Source organism: Clostridium sp. CTA-5, assembly GCF_054768135.1.
The window spans coordinates 1,036,715-1,055,518 of sequence record NZ_BAAAAT010000001.1 but is presented as its reverse complement, the minus strand read 5'-3'; the positions used below and the strand labels follow the sequence as shown (position 1 = coordinate 1,055,518).

Sequence of the window (18,804 nt, the reverse complement as noted above, 5' to 3'; positions counted from 1 at the left end):
TGAAAGTTATGAATTCTTATAATAATTCAAACTCTCCTTATCAAATAGATAATCCTGGTGAGTGTGAAAGATATACGATGCTTGAATATATACTCAAGATGCAAAATAGATCAGATGATCTAGAGAATATAATTGATTTAATGAGGCCTCCAGAAAATATAACTAATATTTGTCCTGTAGGAGATGCCAAGAATATTAAAGTAGCTGTAATTGGAGCTGGAGAAGCAGGTCTTGCTGCTGCCTTTGAACTTAGAAAAATAGGCTGCAATATTACTTTATTTGAAGCAAGTCATCGAATAGGAGGAAGGGTATACACTTATTATTTTGATAGAAATAAAAAGTGTTATGGTGAATTAGGGCCAATGAGTATACCGGTATCTCATGAAACTACTTGGCATTATATAAATCTATTTAAACTGCATACAAGTCCTTTTGTAAATCATAACAATAATGCTTTGTTTTACATTAGAGATGGAAGGGCAGTTAATGATATTAAAGGAAAAAATGTAGGAAATAATATATATCCTAAGTTTAGTTTGAGTGAAACAGAGAGAAAAAAAGCATGGTTTAAATTCCATGAAAAGATATATGAAAAATATTTAAAATCTCTTCCATCAGAATTAAGAAGGGAATTAATTCAAGTTAAACCAGAATATTCAAACAGTATAATAGAAATAGATAAATTAAATTATAGAAATGCATACGAAAATATAGATATTAGTCAGGATTTAATATCAATGCTTGGAGATTTGGAAGGCAAAGAACAATTTTTTAATTTAAGTCTTACTGAAATGCTTCAACAATACTATACAGCAGATCTTGAATATAATTATCGTATTACTGATGGCATGATTAGTTTACCTTATTCATTATATGAAGCTCTTTGTGACAAAAATGAAGAAGTTTACAAGGATATTAGCAAAGATAAATTAGGAAAAATAGAAATAAAAATGGGTTTCCCAGTTAGTGGAATATATAATTCTCATTCAAAAGATAAAGTTATACTTAAGTACACAGATTATAGAAATAACAAAGAAACATCTGAAGAATTCGATTACGTAATATGCGCTATACCATTTTCAAGCCTAAGGAGAATTGAAATAGCCCCACTTTTTACAACGACAAAGATGCAAGCTATAAGTGAAATGAATTACGAAATAGCACATAAAATATATCTACATCTTAATGAAAGGTTTTGGGAAATGGGAAATGCATCAAAAAAGATAATAGGGGGATGTTCTTTTACAGATCTCCCATTAGTTTCAATTTACTATCCATCAGATCATGCAAAACCTGTGGCTGATAAATATGGTAAGTGGGTATTAAAGCCTGGAGTAACACCAGAAGAAGCGGGTGTATTGTTAGCTAGCTATAGTTGGTGCCAGGAAGCAGTTAGATTTGGAAATGAAAATCCAGAATTGCAAATTGATGATGTAATGAGATATGTAGAAAAAGTTCATGGACTACCTCCTCACTATCTGGATGATAAGTTAATTGATTATAAGTCATTAATTTGGTCAGATGTACAGTATATATGGACTGCGGGAGCACTATCAAAGCCAGAAGATAAAACACTTTTTTCTTATGCTGTAACAGTTCCAGAGATGGAAAATAAGGTATTTTTTGCAGGAGAGCATGTATCACAAAAACATGTAAGTCAACAAGGAGCTCTTCAAACTGGAATGATTGCTGCAAATGAAGTAGCAAAGCAGATAAAAGATAATTAAGATTGACAATAATTAAATATTTATATAAAAAGGACCTGCATTGTATGAATGTAGGCCTTTTCTTCATGTGTGCCCAGCATGGACATGTACTAATCGGTGAAAGTGCGTGCTCTTACCTGGGGAGGTTTGATAGATATATACCAAATGAATTAAATTTCTAGGATACAACTTATATAGTGATATATAGCTGAACTATCAGAAGTCCGCAGAAGTCATAGTAACTCCGTTAATCGCTATAGCGGATAAAGGACTGAACGTTAGGAGGTTTACAACTTTGGATAAATCAAAGAAATTGCAAAGAAAGCAGAAAACTCAATATAGAGACCAATTGATGGAAGTAGAAGTGGAACTTCAAGGTAAATCAAAGGTGCCGAGTAATTCTATGGTTTTACCAAATAGAGAAAGCGTAAACAATGGAACATTTGATACTAGTAGATTACTCAGGCTATTGCTCAAGTTTTATCTAAAATATATGAACCATTATTTTCTGAAAATAGTTTCGGATTCCGTCCTCGCAGAGGAGCGAAGGGTGCTATAACGAAATCAAAACAATATATAAATCAAGGAAATAGATGGGTTGTAGATATGGATCTAGAGAAATTATCTTATAAAGTTAATCACGCTATTCTCATAAACAAGCTTGAAAAGAAGATACAAGACAAAAGATTGTTATCATTACTAAGAAAGTATTTTAAAAGCGGAATTTTTATTAACGGCGTTTCGGTAACAAGTGAAGAAGGAACACCACAGGGTGGTCCGTTAAGTCCATTATTAGCAACCATAGTGCTAGACGAACTGGATAAAGAACTTAAAAAACGGGGTCACATATTTCGCAGATATGCAGATGATGATAATGTATATGTCAAAAGTAAAAGAGCAGGGCTTATAGTAATGAAATCTATGACAAATATAATAGAAAAATATATTCTATTCTCATATTAAAAAAATTATGGCATAAAGTAGTATTAGATATAATAAAAAAGCATTTTAATTGTTATTAGACAAGACAGTTATCCTAAAGTTTTTTATGTAAATGCAAAAAGGAGAGTAAATAATATTAGACAAGCAGTTAAATAAAAGCTGAGTAAATCATAATTTATGCGATGGAAGAATAAAATATTATATGAATTCTTCGTTAGATAAATTTATGAAAAATAATATTAATGTAAATTGAGGGGAATAAGAATTATGAAAGTAGTGATACTTGCAGGTGGATATGGGACTAGAATATCAGAAGAATCCCATTTAAGACCAAAACCTATGATTGAAATTGGAGGTAATCCAATATTATGGCACATAATGAAAGGTTATTCCTATTATGGGTTTAATGAATTCATAATTTGTTGTGGATATAAAGGGCATATGATAAAAGAATATTTTGCAAATTATTATATATATAGTTCAGATATTACTTTTGAGTTTTCTAAAAATAATAAAATCTCGATTCATTCAAACGTTGCAGAGCCATGGAAAGTGACACTAGTTGATACTGGCATTGATACTATGACTGGAGGAAGGCTTAAAAGAGTTCAAAAGTATGTGGGGGATGAAACTTTTATGCTGACATATGGAGATGGAGTCAGTGATATTAATATTACTAATTTATTAGAATTTCATAAAAAAAATAACAAAATAGCAACATTAACAGCAATTCAACCAGAGGGAAGATTTGGAGTAATTAATATAGATGAGGATAATAGAACTGTAACATCATTTGATGAAAAGTCTAAAGAAAATGGAAGCTGGATTAATGGTGGTTATATGGTTTTAGAACCTAAAGTTTTTGAGTATATTAAGGGTGATAATACGTTTTTAGAAAAGGAACCTATGGAGAATCTTGCAAAAGATAAAATGTTAAATGCGTATAAGCATAGTGGATTTTGGAAGTGCATGGATACTCAAAGAGATAAAGAATTACTTGAAAAACTATGGAGAGAAAATAATGCTAAATGGAAGGTCTGGGATTAATGCTTGAATTTTATAATCAAAAAAGGGTTTTTATAACAGGACATACTGGTTTTAAAGGAAGCTGGCTTACCAAGATTTTGATTATGGCAGGAGCTAAAGTTACTGGATTTTCATTAATATCTAATACAAATCCTTATTTATTCAATATTATTAATATAAAAAAGGATATCAATTCAATTATTGGAGATATAAGAGATTTAGAGCATTTAAAAAAAGAATTATGCAATTGCAAACCAGATATTGTATTTCATTTAGCGGCACAACCTTTAGTTAGAGAATCATATAAAAATCCAGTATACACATATGAGACAAATGTAATAGGAACTGTAAATTTGCTTGAAAGCATAAGAAATTGTAAAAGTGTGCGTTCGGTAGTTATTGTCACAACAGATAAGGTTTATAAAAATAATGAATGGGATTGGGGATATCGTGAAATTGATCCATTAGATGGTTTTGATCCTTATTCTAATAGTAAATCTTGTTCTGAACTTGTTACTTGTAGTTATAAAAATTCCTTCTTTTTAGATCAAGGACCAGCTATATCTACAGCCAGAGCTGGTAATGTAATAGGTGGTGGTGATTTCTCAGAAGATAGAATAATCCCAGATTGCATTAGAGCAGCTATTAAGAAAGAAGATATTGTTGTTAGAAATCCAAAATCTATTAGACCTTATCAACACGTCTTTGAAGCACTTTTAGGATATTTGTTGATTGCAGAAAAGCAATACAACCATAAGTATTTTGAGGGAAGTTATAACATAGGACCAAATGAAGACGGATGTGTCACTACAGCTAATCTTGTTGAAACATTTTGTAACTTATGGGGAAATATGAAATGGATAAGTAATATAGAAGATACTCATTTTTATGAATCAAACCTTTTAAAGTTAGATTGTTCAAAAATAAAAAATAAACTTGGCTGGAAGCCTAAATTAAGTATAAAAGAGGCTGTTGATTTAACTATAGAATGGACAAAATGTTATTATTCAAAGGATAATATAAACGAATTAATAAAAAATCAAATAAAGGTGTACTTTAAAGAATTTTTATAAATATAGATAGAGAGGTAGGAGTGTATAAAATGAAAACATATATAATAGCAGAAATAGGAATTAATCATAACGGAGATATAAAAATAGCTAAAGAGCTTATCGATATAGCAGTAATATCAGGATGTGATGCAGTTAAATTTCAAAAGAGAACAATTGATAAAGTTTATAGTAAAGAAATGCTTGATAGCCCTCGTATAAGTCCTTGGGGAAATACTCAAAGAGCACAAAAGGAAGGCCTTGAATTTAATGAAAAAGAGTATGATGAGATTAATAAATATTGTAAAACTAAAGGAATAGATTGGTTTGTATCAGCATGGGACATAGATTCACAAAAGTTTTTACAAAAATATGGTTTAAAATATAATAAAGTAGCATCAGCGATGCTTAATAATTATGAATTATTAGAAGAAATTGCATCTGAAGGAAAATATACTTTTATATCAACAGGAATGAGTAATTATGAGGAAATAGATAAAGCAGTAAAAATATTTGAAAATAAAAATTGCCCATTTGAATTAATGCATTGTAATAGTACATATCCGATGAAAAATGAAGATGCTAATTTATCAATGATTAAGAAATTAAAAGAAAAATATAATTGCAAAGTTGGTTATAGTGGACATGAAACAGGAACTTTAGTTAGTACTTGTGCAGTAACTCTTGGTGCTACATCTATTGAGAGACATATAACTTTAGATAAAACAATGTATGGTTCAGATCAAGGAGCATCTATAGAACTATATGAATTATGTAAACTAGTCAAAGATATTAGAGAAGTAGAAAAAATATTAGGAAATGGAAAGAAGATATTGAGTCAAGCTGAATTAGAAGTGAAAAAAAAATTAAGAGGTTAATTAAATGATAAAATTGATAATTTTCGATATTGATGGTGTTATAACAGATGGTTCAATTATAGTAGATGAAGAGGGAAGGGAACAAAAAAAGATTAATTTAAAGGATATTGATGCAATTTTTGAATTGAAATCTAGAAATTATATTATCTCTGCTATAACTGGAGAAAGTTCAAAAATAGTGACTTATTTTGAAAAGAGATTTCCATGGGATTATTTTTATTATGGTAAGAAGAGTAAGATTGAAATAATAAAAGAAATTGAAAAACAAAGTAAAATAAAAGCAGAAGAAATATGTTATATAGGTGATGGAAAGTATGATATTGATCCTTTAAAATATGTAGGTATTGGAGTATGCCCTAAAGATGCAATTAATAAAGCAAAAAATTCCGCTGATATAATATTGCAAAATAATGCAGGAGAAGGATGCCTATGGGAACTTATTTCGATTATTGAAGAATACAATAACGAGGGAGGGGCACAAAACTATTTTTATAAGAGACTTACAGAACATATAGATATATTTAAAGTCATGGCATCAGATAAAGAACTCATTTATGATGTAATGAAAATTGGTGATAATATCATAAACTTGTTAAGTAATAAGAATCAGGTATTTTTGTGTGGAAATGGTGGAAGTGCAGCTGATGCACAGCATATTGCTACAGAATTTATTAGCAAGTTTTATAAAGAAAGACAGGCACTTAATGCAGAAGCACTAACAGTAAACACATCAACTTTAACCGCGGTTGGAAATGACTACAGTTACGATAGGATATTTGTAAGACAATTAGAAGCAAAGGCTAAAAAAGGAGATATGATCATAGGAATATCAACTAGTGGAAAATCTAAAAATGTGTTAGAAGCATTGAGATATGGTAAAAGAGAAGAATTAATTACAATAATGCTAATGGGTGATTATTATAATGAAGAAGTTGAATATATATCAGATTATGTGATAAAAGTTCCATCGAAAATTACTCCACGAATACAAGAAGCACATATATTTTTAGGGCATTTAATAGCAGAATATGTAGAACAGAAAATCTTTGATTGCCATGGGGATATCAAGGGATTTTTATAAAATAAGTCATGGTAAGTTTGCATATTTTATACCGAAAGTGAGAAGAAAGGAAAATATATGATTAAATTATCAGACTATGTATTTAAATTTATAGAAGAAAAAATGGTTAAACATGCATTTCTTTTACCAGGTGGTGGAGCAATGCATTTAATTGATTCAATAGGAAAATCTAAAATAGAATATATATGTTGTGGACATGAACAAGCAGCAGCAATTGCGGCTGAAAGTTATGGACAACATACAAATAATATTGGTGTAGTATTAGTTACATCAGGACCGGGTGCTACTAATGCAATTACTGGGGTTACAGCTGGTTGGATTGATTCAACTCCTATGCTTGTAATATCTGGACAAGCAAAACGTTCTGACTTGGTTGGTAAAACTGGTGTTAGGCAAATGGGTTCACAAGAGGTTCAAATAGTTGAAATGATAAAACCTATTACAAAATATGCAGTACAAGTATTAGAACCAATGAAAATCAAATATTATTTGGAAAAGGCATATTGTGAAGCAACAACTGGAAGAATGGGACCAGTATGGTTGGATATTCCTCTTGATGTTCAAGCTGCTATGATTGATGAAGAAAAGCTTGAAGGGTATTATGACAAAAGTTCTAGTGAATATAAATTGGACATTTCTAAAGAAATAGGAGAAACCTTAGAATTATTAAAAAATTCTAAGAAACCATTGATATTAGCTGGTAATGGAATTAAGCTTGCAAGAGCAGAAAATAGTTTTTATCAGCTTATTAATAAATTACAGATACCGGTATTAACTACTTGGAAAGCAATAGATATGTTAGATGAAAAGGATCCATTATATGCAGGACATCCAGGAATAATGGGAGATAGAGGAGCTAACTTTATTCTTCAAAGCAGTGACTTATTACTTATTCTAGGAAGCAGGCTTGATACTAGTATTACAGCTTTTAATCATAAAAACTTTGGAAAAAGTGCACAAAAAGTTATGGTTGATATTGATAAAAATGAAATTGATAAAATGCAAATGAATATAGATGTTAAGGTGGTTTGTAATGTTAAATATTTTATTGATGTATTAAATGAAAATAGCAGTGAGTTAATTAATAATTTAAGTAATAATGAAATAAAGGAAAAAGAAAAGTGGCTATCTTATAGCAGGGATATAAGAGCTAAATATCCTTTAGTTAAAAAAGAACATAATGAGGTTAAAGATTATGTTAGCGCATACTGCTTTATTGATGAATTATGTAAACAATTAAATTGCGATGATATTATAGTTCCAGAAAGTTCAGGTGGAGCGGGAGAAATTACATATCAAGCATTTAAGATAAAAAAAGGTCAAAAAATGAAAAATGCAGCAGGTCTTGGATCAATGGGATTCGGGTTACCTTATTCTATAGGTGCATGTCTTGCAAATGATAGAAGAAGAACCATATTAATAAATGGTGATGGGGCATTTCAATTAAATATTCAAGAATTAGAGACTTTAAAAAGATTACAATTACCAATAAAAATATTTATATGGAATAACAATGGTTATGCCAGCATAAGAGCTATGCAGAGAAATACGTTTAATGGATATTATGTAGCAAGTGATGAAGGAAGTGGCTTAACAATGCCTAGTATAAGCAAAATTGCAAGTGCCTATGGAATTAAAACATTTAGGGCTAATAATAATGATGAGATGAAGTATATTTTACCGCAAGTATTAGAATCAAAAGGAACAGTATTGTGCGAATTGATGGTCTTACCAGAAGAAACAGTATCTCCTAGAATTAAATCTATTAAATTAGAGGATGGAAATATGATTTCTAAGCCTTTAGAGGATATGTGGCCATTTATGGAGGAGGCAGAAATTAAATGTAATTTGAAAATTTGATAAATATATAAGGGGAATTTATGGAAAAAGAGAAAATAATAAATAATTTGCTAAAAAAATTTATAGGCTCTAAATTGATTATTCTTTTTGGAGCTGGAAGTAGGGGGAGAGAAGTTCTTAAAATTATAGAAAGTGAAAAAATAGGGAAAGTTTATTGTTTTATAGATAATAAAATAAATGAAAATTATATTAATAATGTTCCAATATATAAAGTAGATAGATTGAATAATTTAAATGTGGATCAATTTATAATTATTATTTGTACAGATGATAAAAATATATATTTACAGATAAATAAGCAATTAAAAAATTTGGAGTTACGTGAGAATGAAAATTTTATAAGTAGTAAAATATTTAGAAGAGAACTAAAAAGTGATGAAGATAATCCATATGAAGATTATATTCTCGACTCTACATATGCACCATGGTTAAAAGATAAAGAATTTATTGATTGTTATAACAAAATAAGTGGAAATACATTAGTAGATATTTATCGTTGTTATGAAATTTGGTGTCTAATAGAACAATCAAGTAAATTAAGTAAAGGAATATTTTTAGAAATAGGTGTATGGCGAGGTGGAACAGGTGTGTTAATGGCTGAAAAAGCTAGATTAGTTGGAATAAACGAAAATATATATTTATGTGATACATTTAATGGCGTTGTAAAGGCAAGCAATATAGATAAATTATATAAAGGTGGGGAACATTGCGATACTTCAGAAAATTATGTTAATAATTTAATAAATGAGTTTAAAATTAAAAAAGTTAAAATATTAAAAGGAATATTTCCAGAGGATACTAAACATCTTATTAAAGAAGAATATATAAGGTTTTGTCATATAGATGTAGACGTGTATGAATCAGCAAAAGATGTTTTTAATTTTATTTGGGATAGAGTTATTAGTGGAGGAATAGTTGTTTTTGATGATTTTGGCTTTAAAACATGTAATGGAATTGCTAAATTAATAGAAGAAATAAAAAATAAAAAAGACAGTTTAATAATAGAAAATTTAAATGGTCATGCTATAGTAATAAAGATTATTTAAATCATAGAATATGAAATGTTCTAAGGAGTTTTTATGAATAATATAGATATAATAAATATATTCAAAAATTATGATGAAATAAAGAAAATAAAAAAAGATGTAGTGATTTATGGTACTGGAACACTAGCGCGGGATGTATATAAGTTTATGATTAACAAGGGATATAATATTAAATTTTTTTTAAATAAAAGTTTTAATTATATTAATGTAGTTAGTGACTTAGGAGAAATAAAAAAATTAGATGATAATAGCATAACTAGTTATAACAAAAAAAACATTACAGTATGTATTGCAGCTTTTACTGCATATGCAGATATAGGCAGAATAAGAAGAGATTTATTAGATTTTGGCTATGAGAATATAGTTACATATGCAGAACTTATAGATTTATTTGATGGTGAAATAAAAGGAAAATTCTATTTAAATAGTAGAAAAGAGTTTTTAAAGTATGAGGAATATATTATAAAGGTATATGACTTATTCAAAGATAAAAAAAGTCAAGAGCTGTATAGATCTATTGTAAAATTTCGATTATCAAAAAATTATAATACTTTAATGCAAAAGGATTTACTGGAGGAACAGTACTTTGCTAAGGATATTGAAAATTTGTATGGTTTAAAAGAGATAAGATTTATTGATTGTGGAGCATTTGATGGAGATACGATAGAACAAGTATATAATAATTTTGATAAAGTAGAAGCATATGTAGCTTTTGAACCAAATTTAAAAAATTATAAAAGATTATTGAGAAGAATAGAAAAAATTCAATTAAATAAAGTTATAAAAAATTTTCTTGCAATACCATGTGCAGTTTATTCAAGTGCAACTCAGCTAAGATTTAATGTAGATAGTGATGCTGGCAGCACTATTTCAAATGATGGAACTGAATATGTTCAATGCATATCCATAGATGAAGGTATTAGAAATTTTAATCCAACGTTCATAAAAATGGATATTGAAGGTGCGGAATATGAAGCTCTTTTAGGAACAAAAAGCACGATTGAGAAATGGAAACCAAATTTAGCTATAAGTTTATATCATACTCCAGAAGATATATATAGAATACCATTACTTTTAGAAAGTTGGAATTTGAATTATAAATATTATTTAAGAATGTATGGATATAGTGGATATGATTTAGTGCTGTATGCAGTAATGTGAATTATAAATATTTTATATAAATTAAATTTTGTAAATAATTAAAAACTACTTATTATTATATATAAAATAAATAATTGGAGGCAGAAATAAGTGAGTCAGTTAGTTGATAAAGAAAGTACTCTAATTAAAGTATTAAGGAATGGCAAGAAAAATATTATATTTGGTTCAGGAGCGATAGGAAGTCTCTTTAGTAAATGTTTAAATGATTTGAACATTCCTGTTTATTGCTTCTTAGTAAATGATAATCATCGTGTTGAATCAACACATTTAAGTATTCCTATATATACAGTATCGGAATTATCAGTTAGTGAAGAAGAATGCAATATATTTGTTGCAGTTCGTTCTATAAATTCTAATATTATGAATCCGATAAAAGAGAAAATGTCAAACAACTTAATCTATATTGATTATGTAAAAGATTTACTATTGTTAAAGAAACTATACTATATTAATTATTTTAAGAAAAATAACATTGACATTAATAATGAAATAATAAGTTTTAAAGATTTAAAAATTATTAATCCATTTTTAAAAGATATGGATTATTGTTTAGCCGTGTTATTTGAAATGGGTGATATAATATTACCAGAAATTATGTCTGATTATTCACAAATAGATGAAGGAAATTACGAATATGGAGATGTAAAGCTAATAGAAGATGATGTGGTTTTTGATTGTGGAGCCAATGTTGGACTTTTTTCAGCAGTTGCTGCATTTAAAAAATGTAAGGTGTATGCATTTGAGCCATTTATAGAAACACAAGTATATTTAAAAGAAACAGCCAATTTATATTCAGGATTAATTAACATTGTTCCGATGGCACTATCAAATAAAATCGGAATTAGTAAGTTTAATATTTTGAAAAATTATATTGGTGGAAATTCTATTCTTGACACTGAATTAGGTGAAGAAGATTATACTACAGAAGTTAAAATAAATACAATTGATAACTTTGTAAAAGAAAATAATATAGTAAAAGTGGATTTTATAAAAGCAGATATTGAAGGAGCAGAAAGATTTATGATTATGGGTGCTAAAGAAACTTTGAAATACCATGCTCCTAAAATTTCAGTATGCACATATCACCTTAAAGATGATCCACAAGTAATAGAAAAATTAATAAAAGAGGCTAATCCAAACTATAAGATTGAACATAAATGGAAAAAATTATATGCATATGTTCCAAAGGGCATAAATTAATGAAAAGTGTACAAATAACAGATTCTAATGGAGAGAGAATTTTTATGTTAAATAATATAATTCTAGAAGATATTGAATATATCATAAAAAATATTAATATAAAAAAATGTGAAGGAAAAAGTTTTTTTATAACTGGTGCAAATGGATTTTTAGCTAGGTATATGGTTGAAGTATTAGTCTATTTAAATGAGTATGTTTTAAATGAAAAATGTAAAATAATTGCATTGTGTAGAAATAAAGCAGATGCCTATATAAAATTCAAAGAATATTTAAATAGAGAATATTTTAATTTAATATTTCAAAGAGTAGAAGATAAAATTGAATATAGCGATAATGTTGATTATATAATACATGCAGCTAGTAGAGCTAATACTAAAGAATTTGGAATTAATCCAGTTGGAGTATTAAGTGCAAATGTTATAGGAACATATAGATTACTTGAATATGCAAAAACAAAAGACATAATAAGTTTTCTTTTTTTTAGTAGTGGAGCAGTATATGGAAATGCTAACGAAGCAAAAGAATTTATTAAAGAAACACAATTTTATTCTTTAGATCCACTTGATATAAGAAGTTGTTATGCTGAAAGTAAAAGAATGGGAGAAAATATGTGCTTTTCATACTATAAACAATTTAATATACCAACTAAGATAATTAGAATAAGTCACACATATGGTCCAGGAATAAATTTAAAAGATGGACGTGTATTTTCTGATTTTGTTAATAGTATTTTAAATAATGAAGATTTGGTAATAAAAAGTGATGGTAAGGCTAAAAGACCATTTTGTTATATAACAGACGCTATAATAGCATTTTTTTTAGTATTGTTCAAAGGAAAAAATGGAGAAGTATACAATATGAGCAATAATAAGTGTTTTTTGTCAATAAATGATTTAGCTCATATACTTGTTGAGAAAACATTTTTAGAAAAAGATTTAAAAGTAACTAATAATATAAATGATACAGAAGTAAGAAGTACGGATAAGGCACAAGTGTCTGTAGATATAAGTAAAATAAAGGATTTAGGATGGAATCCTAAAATTGGTATAGAAGAAGGATTTAAAAGAACTGTAGAGAGTTTTCAAATTAATTAGTTTAATAGATTTTAAAGGATGGACATTTAAATGTGTGATTATAAAAGAATGATTTGTAAATGTTTTGAGAATAAAGTAAAAGATAATTATGCGAATGTATTAAAAAAGAGATTTCATCAATATAAGTTTATTTGTATTTTTGGATGTGGAAATATAGGACAAGGAACACTAAATGACTTGGTAGAAGAAGGTATTAAAGTTGATTTTTTTTGTGATAATGACACAAAAAAAGTTGGACAAATTTATAATAATGTAAAATGCATATCAGTAGATGAATTAAGAGAAAAAAAAGATGAAGTTATTGTGATAATTGCAACTAGATATTATAAGGATATATATAACCAATTGAGCGAGTTGGGATTTTCCAATTTAGATAGAATATTTACAAATAAGTTTGCAATAGATGATTATATGAATAATAATTTAGAAGATACAAAAACTAAAATCTTTAAACTTATTGATATTCTAGAAGATGATGAATCTAAAAGAATTGTATATAGGTTAATAGAAGAATGGAATACTTATAGCTACAAATATGGACAGCTAGATAATATAAATTCAGAAAATCAATATTTTTGTGAAAATATTATAAACTTATCAGAAAATGAAGTGTTTGTTGATGGGGGAGCATATATAGGAGATACAATTGAACAATTTCTACAAAATTGTAATTATAGATTTAATAAGATAATCTCGTTCGAATTAAATAAACATAATTATGAAAAACTTAATAAAAATATAAATAATTTCAATCATAGAATAAAAAAGAAAATTGTTGCATTAAATAAAGGCTTATCAAATAAAAAAATGAATATTTTCTATAATGATAAAGAAGAAGGTTCATATATTAGTGAAGATGGAGTAATTAAAGGTGAAACAACAACTATAGATTCTGAATTGAAAAATGAAATGGTATCTTTTATAAAAATGGATATAGAGGGATCTGAATTAAAGGCACTTTATGGTGCAAAAAATATTATAAAAAAATGTAAACCAAAATTGTCAATTTGTATTTATCATAAACCCCAAGATTTATGGGAAATACCATTTTATATAAAAGAAATTTTGCCGGAGTATAAAATATTTATTAGACATCATACTGATTTATTAAATGAAACTGTTTGTTACGCTATATTAGATTAGACAATTATAATTATTTTAAGTTCTAGCAGTTAATTGTTTGTTATGTTATATCGAATTAGACAAGGAGGTATGCGATGCTAAAAGAAATTATAGAAGAACATAAAAATGGAATAATTAGTAATAAGGAATATTGTGAAAAAATATTTTTAATACATGAAATATTATTGGAATATCCTGAGTTATTAAAAAATTCCTTGGTGAAAAATATAAACATAACTAAAGATGGGGTAATAGTAGAAATAGAAAGTAATGATAATATCATAAAAATGAAGGTGTATAGTTTAGATTCATGTGCTGTACCGGTTACAATAATGAACATTGGTGAATATGAGAAAAATGAATTAGATATTAGTTTGAATATACTAAAAATGATTGGTGATACTAGTGTTATATTTGATATTGGAGCAAATTTGGGATGGTATACTCTTAATATGGCTAAAGCAATAAAGAATAGTAAGATTTATTCATTTGAACCAATACAAGAAACTTTTGAAAAGCTAAAAACCAATCTATTATTAAATAATATAAGTGATAAAAATATATATAATTTTGGATTTTATAGTGAAAATAAAGTTTTAGAATTCTTTTATGATATTTTTGCATCTGGAGCATCATCTATACAAGATTTAAGAGAATTAGATACAACCAAGATAGTAAAATGCAATGTAAAAAAGTTAGATGATTTTGTCACAGAAAATGGTATTGATAATTTGGATTTTATAAAATGTGATGTTGAAGGAGCAGAATTATTTGTTTATAAAGGCGGACTTAAAAGTATTAAAAAATTTAAACCAGTTATTTTTTCTGAAATGCTTAGAAAGTGGTCTGCAAAATTTGGTTATCATCCCAATGAAATTATTGATTTATTTGGAGAAATTGGATACAAATGTTTTGTGATTTCTAATAGAAGATTAAAAGAGTTTGAAAGAGTAGATGAAGAAACAATAGAAACTAATTATTTCTTTTTACATTCAGATAAACATAGAGATATTATTAATAAGATGAGTAATAATATTATATAGTAGTTTTATAAACTAAGGGGGAATTATATGATTAAAAATCAATCTATAGTTAAACAAATACTTGAAATGAATGATACACTTATTGAAACAACAGAATACTTATATAAAATTGCTAAAGAACATGATTTTACTGCTTTTGAGAATATTTCTACTGATATGCATGATTTAATTAATAGTATATATAATATAATAGTTAATATAAAAAATGAAGAAAATTTAATTATTAGCATGGATATTGCATGTGAAAGTGTACAGGATTCATTGAATAGAATTATAATGTTATCCAAAACTAGATCACAAAAGCTTTTTGACAAAATAGAATTTGAATTAATTCCTTTGTTACAGGAGATGTATTTGCAATTATATTTTTGGGGATGTATTTATCCAGATAGAGAAAAAATGAAATATTATTATAACAATGAGATGAAAAAACTGTCTTCAAATAAATATATTAACGAATCAGAGAAAAAAGGGAAATATAAATATGAACTTTCTATTGTTGTAATTGGATATAATAAGTTAGAATATACGAAGTTGTGTATTGAAAGCTTATTGAAGTATTTGCCTAATGATATAAATTATGAGTTAATATTAATAAATCATGGTTCAACAGATGGTACAAAAGAATATTTTGAATCAATTGCTCCTACTAAGCAAGTAGATATAATGAAAAATGGTAGTTTAGTTTCTGTAATAGCTAGAATTATAGAAGGAAAATATCATTTAATAATTAGTAATGATGTGTTAGTTACTGAAAATGCTATTTCTAATATGATTAAGTGTATGGAATCAGATGAAAATATTGCATGGATAGTTTCAAGCACTCCTAATGTCAGCAATTATCAAGCAATAAATGCGAGTTATACTGATATGGACGAAATGTATAAATTTGCTTCTGAAAATAATATAAGTGATAGCTATAGATGGGAGCAAAGACCAAGATTGTGCAATCCTATTAGCCTTTGTAGAAGTAAAACTTTTCTTTCTACAAATGGAATTTGTTTGACAGGATATTTTCATTCATCTACTTTTTTAGCATTTCCAGATGATAAATTGTCACTTTTATTACGACGAAATGGTTATAAAATGATATTAGCAAAAGATGCGTATTGTTATCATTTTGGAAGTATAACTGTAAATGATGATATGGCTAAGTATAAAGATAAAAATGGGAATATAGGAGGACAAGCTTTTTTAAATGAAGGAAGACAAGAATTTTATAATGCTTTTGGAATTGATCCATGGGAAACTGGTTGTTGTTTTAATGAAGAGCTATTTAAGTATTTGCCATGTAATGATACTAAACATGTAGATATTCTTGGTATAAATTGTGGTATTGGAAGTAATCCTTTAAAAGTAAAAGAAAGCATTAAAGAAATTGCACATAATTTAGATGTTACAATTTATAATATTACAGATGAAGAAAATTATATTGAAGACTTAAAAGGAATATCAAATGTAGCTGAGTATATAAATTCATGTGAGTATATAGATAAAATTTTTACTGGCAAGAAATTTAAATATATAATTTTTGAAAGTAAAGTAGAAACGTATAAGGATCCAGTGCTAATTATTTCTGAATTAAAAAAGCGTCTAGTAGAAGATGGAATTATAGGTATTAAAACTTTAGATAAAAATTTACAAATAAATATTAAAAACAACTTTTTAAATTCAATACAATCTAATGAATGGATTATTTTAAAGTAAAGATTACTAAATTTAAATTAAATATTTGATATTGTTTTAGCTATAGTATTAAAGCTTTGAGTAGGTAAACTTTTCTTTGCAAAAATTGCATAGTTAATTAATAAACTTCTTATAGAAAGATAACTTTAGGAAGTTTATTTTAATTGTAGATATTTAAGCAATTTCATAATAGTAATTCTAATGTCAATAAATCATGTAAAAATATAATATTATATACTAGTATTCGTGAATCACAAAATATGAATGTTATGCAGTGTATGTGTAAATGAATAAAGCCTATGGTACACAATTTTGTTGGAGCAAAAAATATATGAGAAAAAGTATGTATGGAATACAATTGATGAAGCTATAAATATGATTTGTTCTGATGAATATAATTCAAAAGATCATAAGGACTTTATAATAAATAATTATTCATTAGTACAGCAAATTGAAGATATGAAGAGCTTATTAAAAATAGAATTATAAAACAAAGCAATGAATTAATTATGATGATAAGAATTTTTGGAATATAGAGTCAGATGTTTCAATGTGGGGTGAGCAAAATGAGTATTACAAATTTTAATGAAAGTTCTGTAAGAATTGAAATATTAAATAAAGCGAAACAATTTTTTAAAGAAAAAAACTCAGGACAAAAATTTGTACATGGTGAAACATATATACCAGCATCAGGGAAAGTAGTGGATGAAGATGATTTGGCTAATTTAATAGATGCATCTCTTGACATGTGGCTTACATCAGGAAGATATAAAGATCAATTTGAAAGAGAATTTGCTAAATTTATAGGCGTAAGATATTGCTCAATTGTAAACTCGGGTTCATCTGCAAATTTAGCTGCAGTAACAGCACTTACATCTTATACTCTTGGAGAGAGGAGATTAAGATCAGGAGATGAGGTGATAACTATTGCAGCAGGCTTTCCAACAACAGTAGGACCATTAATTCAAAATGGACTTATACCAGTATTTGTTGATGTAGAACTTGGAACTTATAATATTAAAGAAAAACATTTAGAAAAAGCAATATCTAATAAAACAAGAGCTATAGTGTTAGCACATACATTAGGAAATCCATTTAATTTAGAAAAAGTAATGAAATTAGCTAAAAAATATGATTTGTGGGTAATAGAAGACAACTGTGATGCACTTGGCGCAAGATATGATGGGAAATATACTGGAACTTTTGGACATATGTCTACATTTAGTTTTTATCCAGCTCATCAAATAACTATGGGAGAAGGCGGAGCTGTAGTTACCGATGATGAAAAATTATACAAGATAATATGTTCTATAAGAGATTGGGGAAGAGATTGTATATGTCCACCAGGAAAAGATAATTTTTGTGGTAAGAGGTTTACACAACAGCATGGTAAACTACCATTTGGATATGATCATAAATATGTATATTCTCACTTTGGATATAATTTAAAGGTAACGGATATGCAGGCAGCAATCGGAATATCACAACTTAAAAAATTACCGCAATTTGTAAAAAAAAGAAGAGAAAATTATAAAAAATTATATGAAGGGTTAAAGCAGTTTGAAAAATATTTAATATTACCAAAAGCTACAGATAATAGTGATCCAAGTTGGTTTGGGTTTACTATTACTATTAGAGAAAATAATAACTATCGTAGAAATAGTTTAGTTGAATTTTTAGAGAAGAGAAATATAGGGACAAGATTATTATTTGCGGGAAATATATTAAGGCAACCATTATTTACAGAAAATAATATACATTATCGAGTTGTTGGAAATCTAGCTAATACTGATATAATTATGAATAATACATTTTGGATTGGTGTATGGCCAGGAATTGATGATGAACAAATAGATTATATTATATCACAATTTAAATTGTATTTTAGTTAATATAATTTAAACAATGAT

General features: G+C 27.3%; 15 protein-coding genes and 1 pseudogene. All 16 read left to right on the top strand.

The window, feature by feature from the left end; translation table 11 throughout:
* The first annotated feature begins 8 nt into the window (after positions 1 to 8).
* Positions 9 to 1,727, top strand: a complete 1,719-nt coding sequence (locus ACYUET_RS04855; protein ID WP_460278115.1) for a flavin monoamine oxidase family protein — start codon at positions 9 to 11, stop codon at positions 1,725 to 1,727.
* A gap of 274 nt (positions 1,728 to 2,001) precedes the next feature.
* Positions 2,002 to 2,645: pseudogene (locus ACYUET_RS04850) on the top strand (reverse transcriptase domain-containing protein); the annotation flags it as partial.
* A 270-nt stretch (positions 2,646 to 2,915) separates the two neighbouring features.
* Positions 2,916 to 3,695 carry a glucose-1-phosphate cytidylyltransferase gene (gene rfbF, locus ACYUET_RS04845; protein WP_460278114.1) on the top strand — a complete coding sequence of 260 codons (780 nt, stop codon included), beginning with the start codon at positions 2,916 to 2,918 and terminating at the stop codon, positions 3,693 to 3,695.
* Positions 3,677 to 4,747, top strand: coding sequence for a CDP-glucose 4,6-dehydratase (rfbG, locus tag ACYUET_RS04840; RefSeq protein WP_460278113.1), 1,071 nt, complete (start codon positions 3,677 to 3,679; stop codon positions 4,745 to 4,747). Before rfbF ends, rfbG begins: the two co-directional genes overlap by 19 nt.
* Before the next feature lie 29 nt (positions 4,748 to 4,776).
* The gene (locus tag ACYUET_RS04835) at positions 4,777 to 5,601 is read left to right on the top strand and encodes an N-acetylneuraminate synthase family protein (RefSeq protein ID WP_460278112.1); all 825 of its coding nucleotides are present in this window, start codon (positions 4,777 to 4,779) and stop codon (positions 5,599 to 5,601) included.
* Positions 5,602 to 5,605: 4 nt separating this feature from the next.
* Positions 5,606 to 6,682: an SIS domain-containing protein gene (locus ACYUET_RS04830; RefSeq protein WP_460278111.1), complete on the top strand. Its 1,077-nt coding sequence runs from the start codon at positions 5,606 to 5,608 to the stop codon at positions 6,680 to 6,682.
* 57 nt (positions 6,683 to 6,739) lie between these two features.
* Complete coding sequence (locus ACYUET_RS04825) at positions 6,740 to 8,542, top strand: thiamine pyrophosphate-binding protein (protein WP_460278110.1); 1,803 nt, start codon at positions 6,740 to 6,742, stop codon at positions 8,540 to 8,542.
* Between the two features lie 20 nt (positions 8,543 to 8,562).
* Complete coding sequence (locus tag ACYUET_RS04820; protein ID WP_460278109.1) at positions 8,563 to 9,588, top strand: TylF/MycF/NovP-related O-methyltransferase; 1,026 nt, start codon at positions 8,563 to 8,565, stop codon at positions 9,586 to 9,588.
* A gap of 33 nt (positions 9,589 to 9,621) precedes the next feature.
* Positions 9,622 to 10,749 carry an FkbM family methyltransferase gene (locus ACYUET_RS04815; protein ID WP_460278108.1) on the top strand — a complete coding sequence of 376 codons (1,128 nt, stop codon included), beginning with the start codon at positions 9,622 to 9,624 and terminating at the stop codon, positions 10,747 to 10,749.
* Between the two features lie 90 nt (positions 10,750 to 10,839).
* Positions 10,840 to 11,949, top strand: a complete 1,110-nt coding sequence (locus ACYUET_RS04810) for an FkbM family methyltransferase (protein WP_460278107.1) — start codon at positions 10,840 to 10,842, stop codon at positions 11,947 to 11,949.
* Complete coding sequence (locus ACYUET_RS04805; protein WP_460278106.1) at positions 11,949 to 13,043, top strand: NAD-dependent epimerase/dehydratase family protein; 1,095 nt, start codon at positions 11,949 to 11,951, stop codon at positions 13,041 to 13,043. The genes ACYUET_RS04810 and ACYUET_RS04805 overlap by 1 nt, the downstream gene beginning before the upstream one ends.
* A gap of 30 nt (positions 13,044 to 13,073) precedes the next feature.
* Entirely contained in the window at positions 13,074 to 14,186 is a 1,113-nt protein-coding gene (locus tag ACYUET_RS04800; protein ID WP_460278105.1) for an FkbM family methyltransferase, read from the top strand.
* Positions 14,187 to 14,260: 74 nt separating this feature from the next.
* Positions 14,261 to 15,208: an FkbM family methyltransferase gene (locus ACYUET_RS04795; RefSeq protein ID WP_035792229.1), complete on the top strand. Its 948-nt coding sequence runs from the start codon at positions 14,261 to 14,263 to the stop codon at positions 15,206 to 15,208.
* A gap of 27 nt (positions 15,209 to 15,235) precedes the next feature.
* Positions 15,236 to 16,915 carry a glycosyltransferase gene (locus tag ACYUET_RS04790; protein ID WP_460278104.1) on the top strand — a complete coding sequence of 560 codons (1,680 nt, stop codon included), beginning with the start codon at positions 15,236 to 15,238 and terminating at the stop codon, positions 16,913 to 16,915.
* A gap of 294 nt (positions 16,916 to 17,209) precedes the next feature.
* Positions 17,210 to 17,383: a hypothetical protein gene (locus tag ACYUET_RS04785; protein WP_460278103.1), complete on the top strand. Its 174-nt coding sequence runs from the start codon at positions 17,210 to 17,212 to the stop codon at positions 17,381 to 17,383.
* Between the two features lie 77 nt (positions 17,384 to 17,460).
* Positions 17,461 to 18,786, top strand: a complete 1,326-nt coding sequence (gene rfbH / locus ACYUET_RS04780; protein WP_460278102.1) for a lipopolysaccharide biosynthesis protein RfbH — start codon at positions 17,461 to 17,463, stop codon at positions 18,784 to 18,786.
* The last annotated feature ends 18 nt before the right edge of the window (positions 18,787 to 18,804 follow it).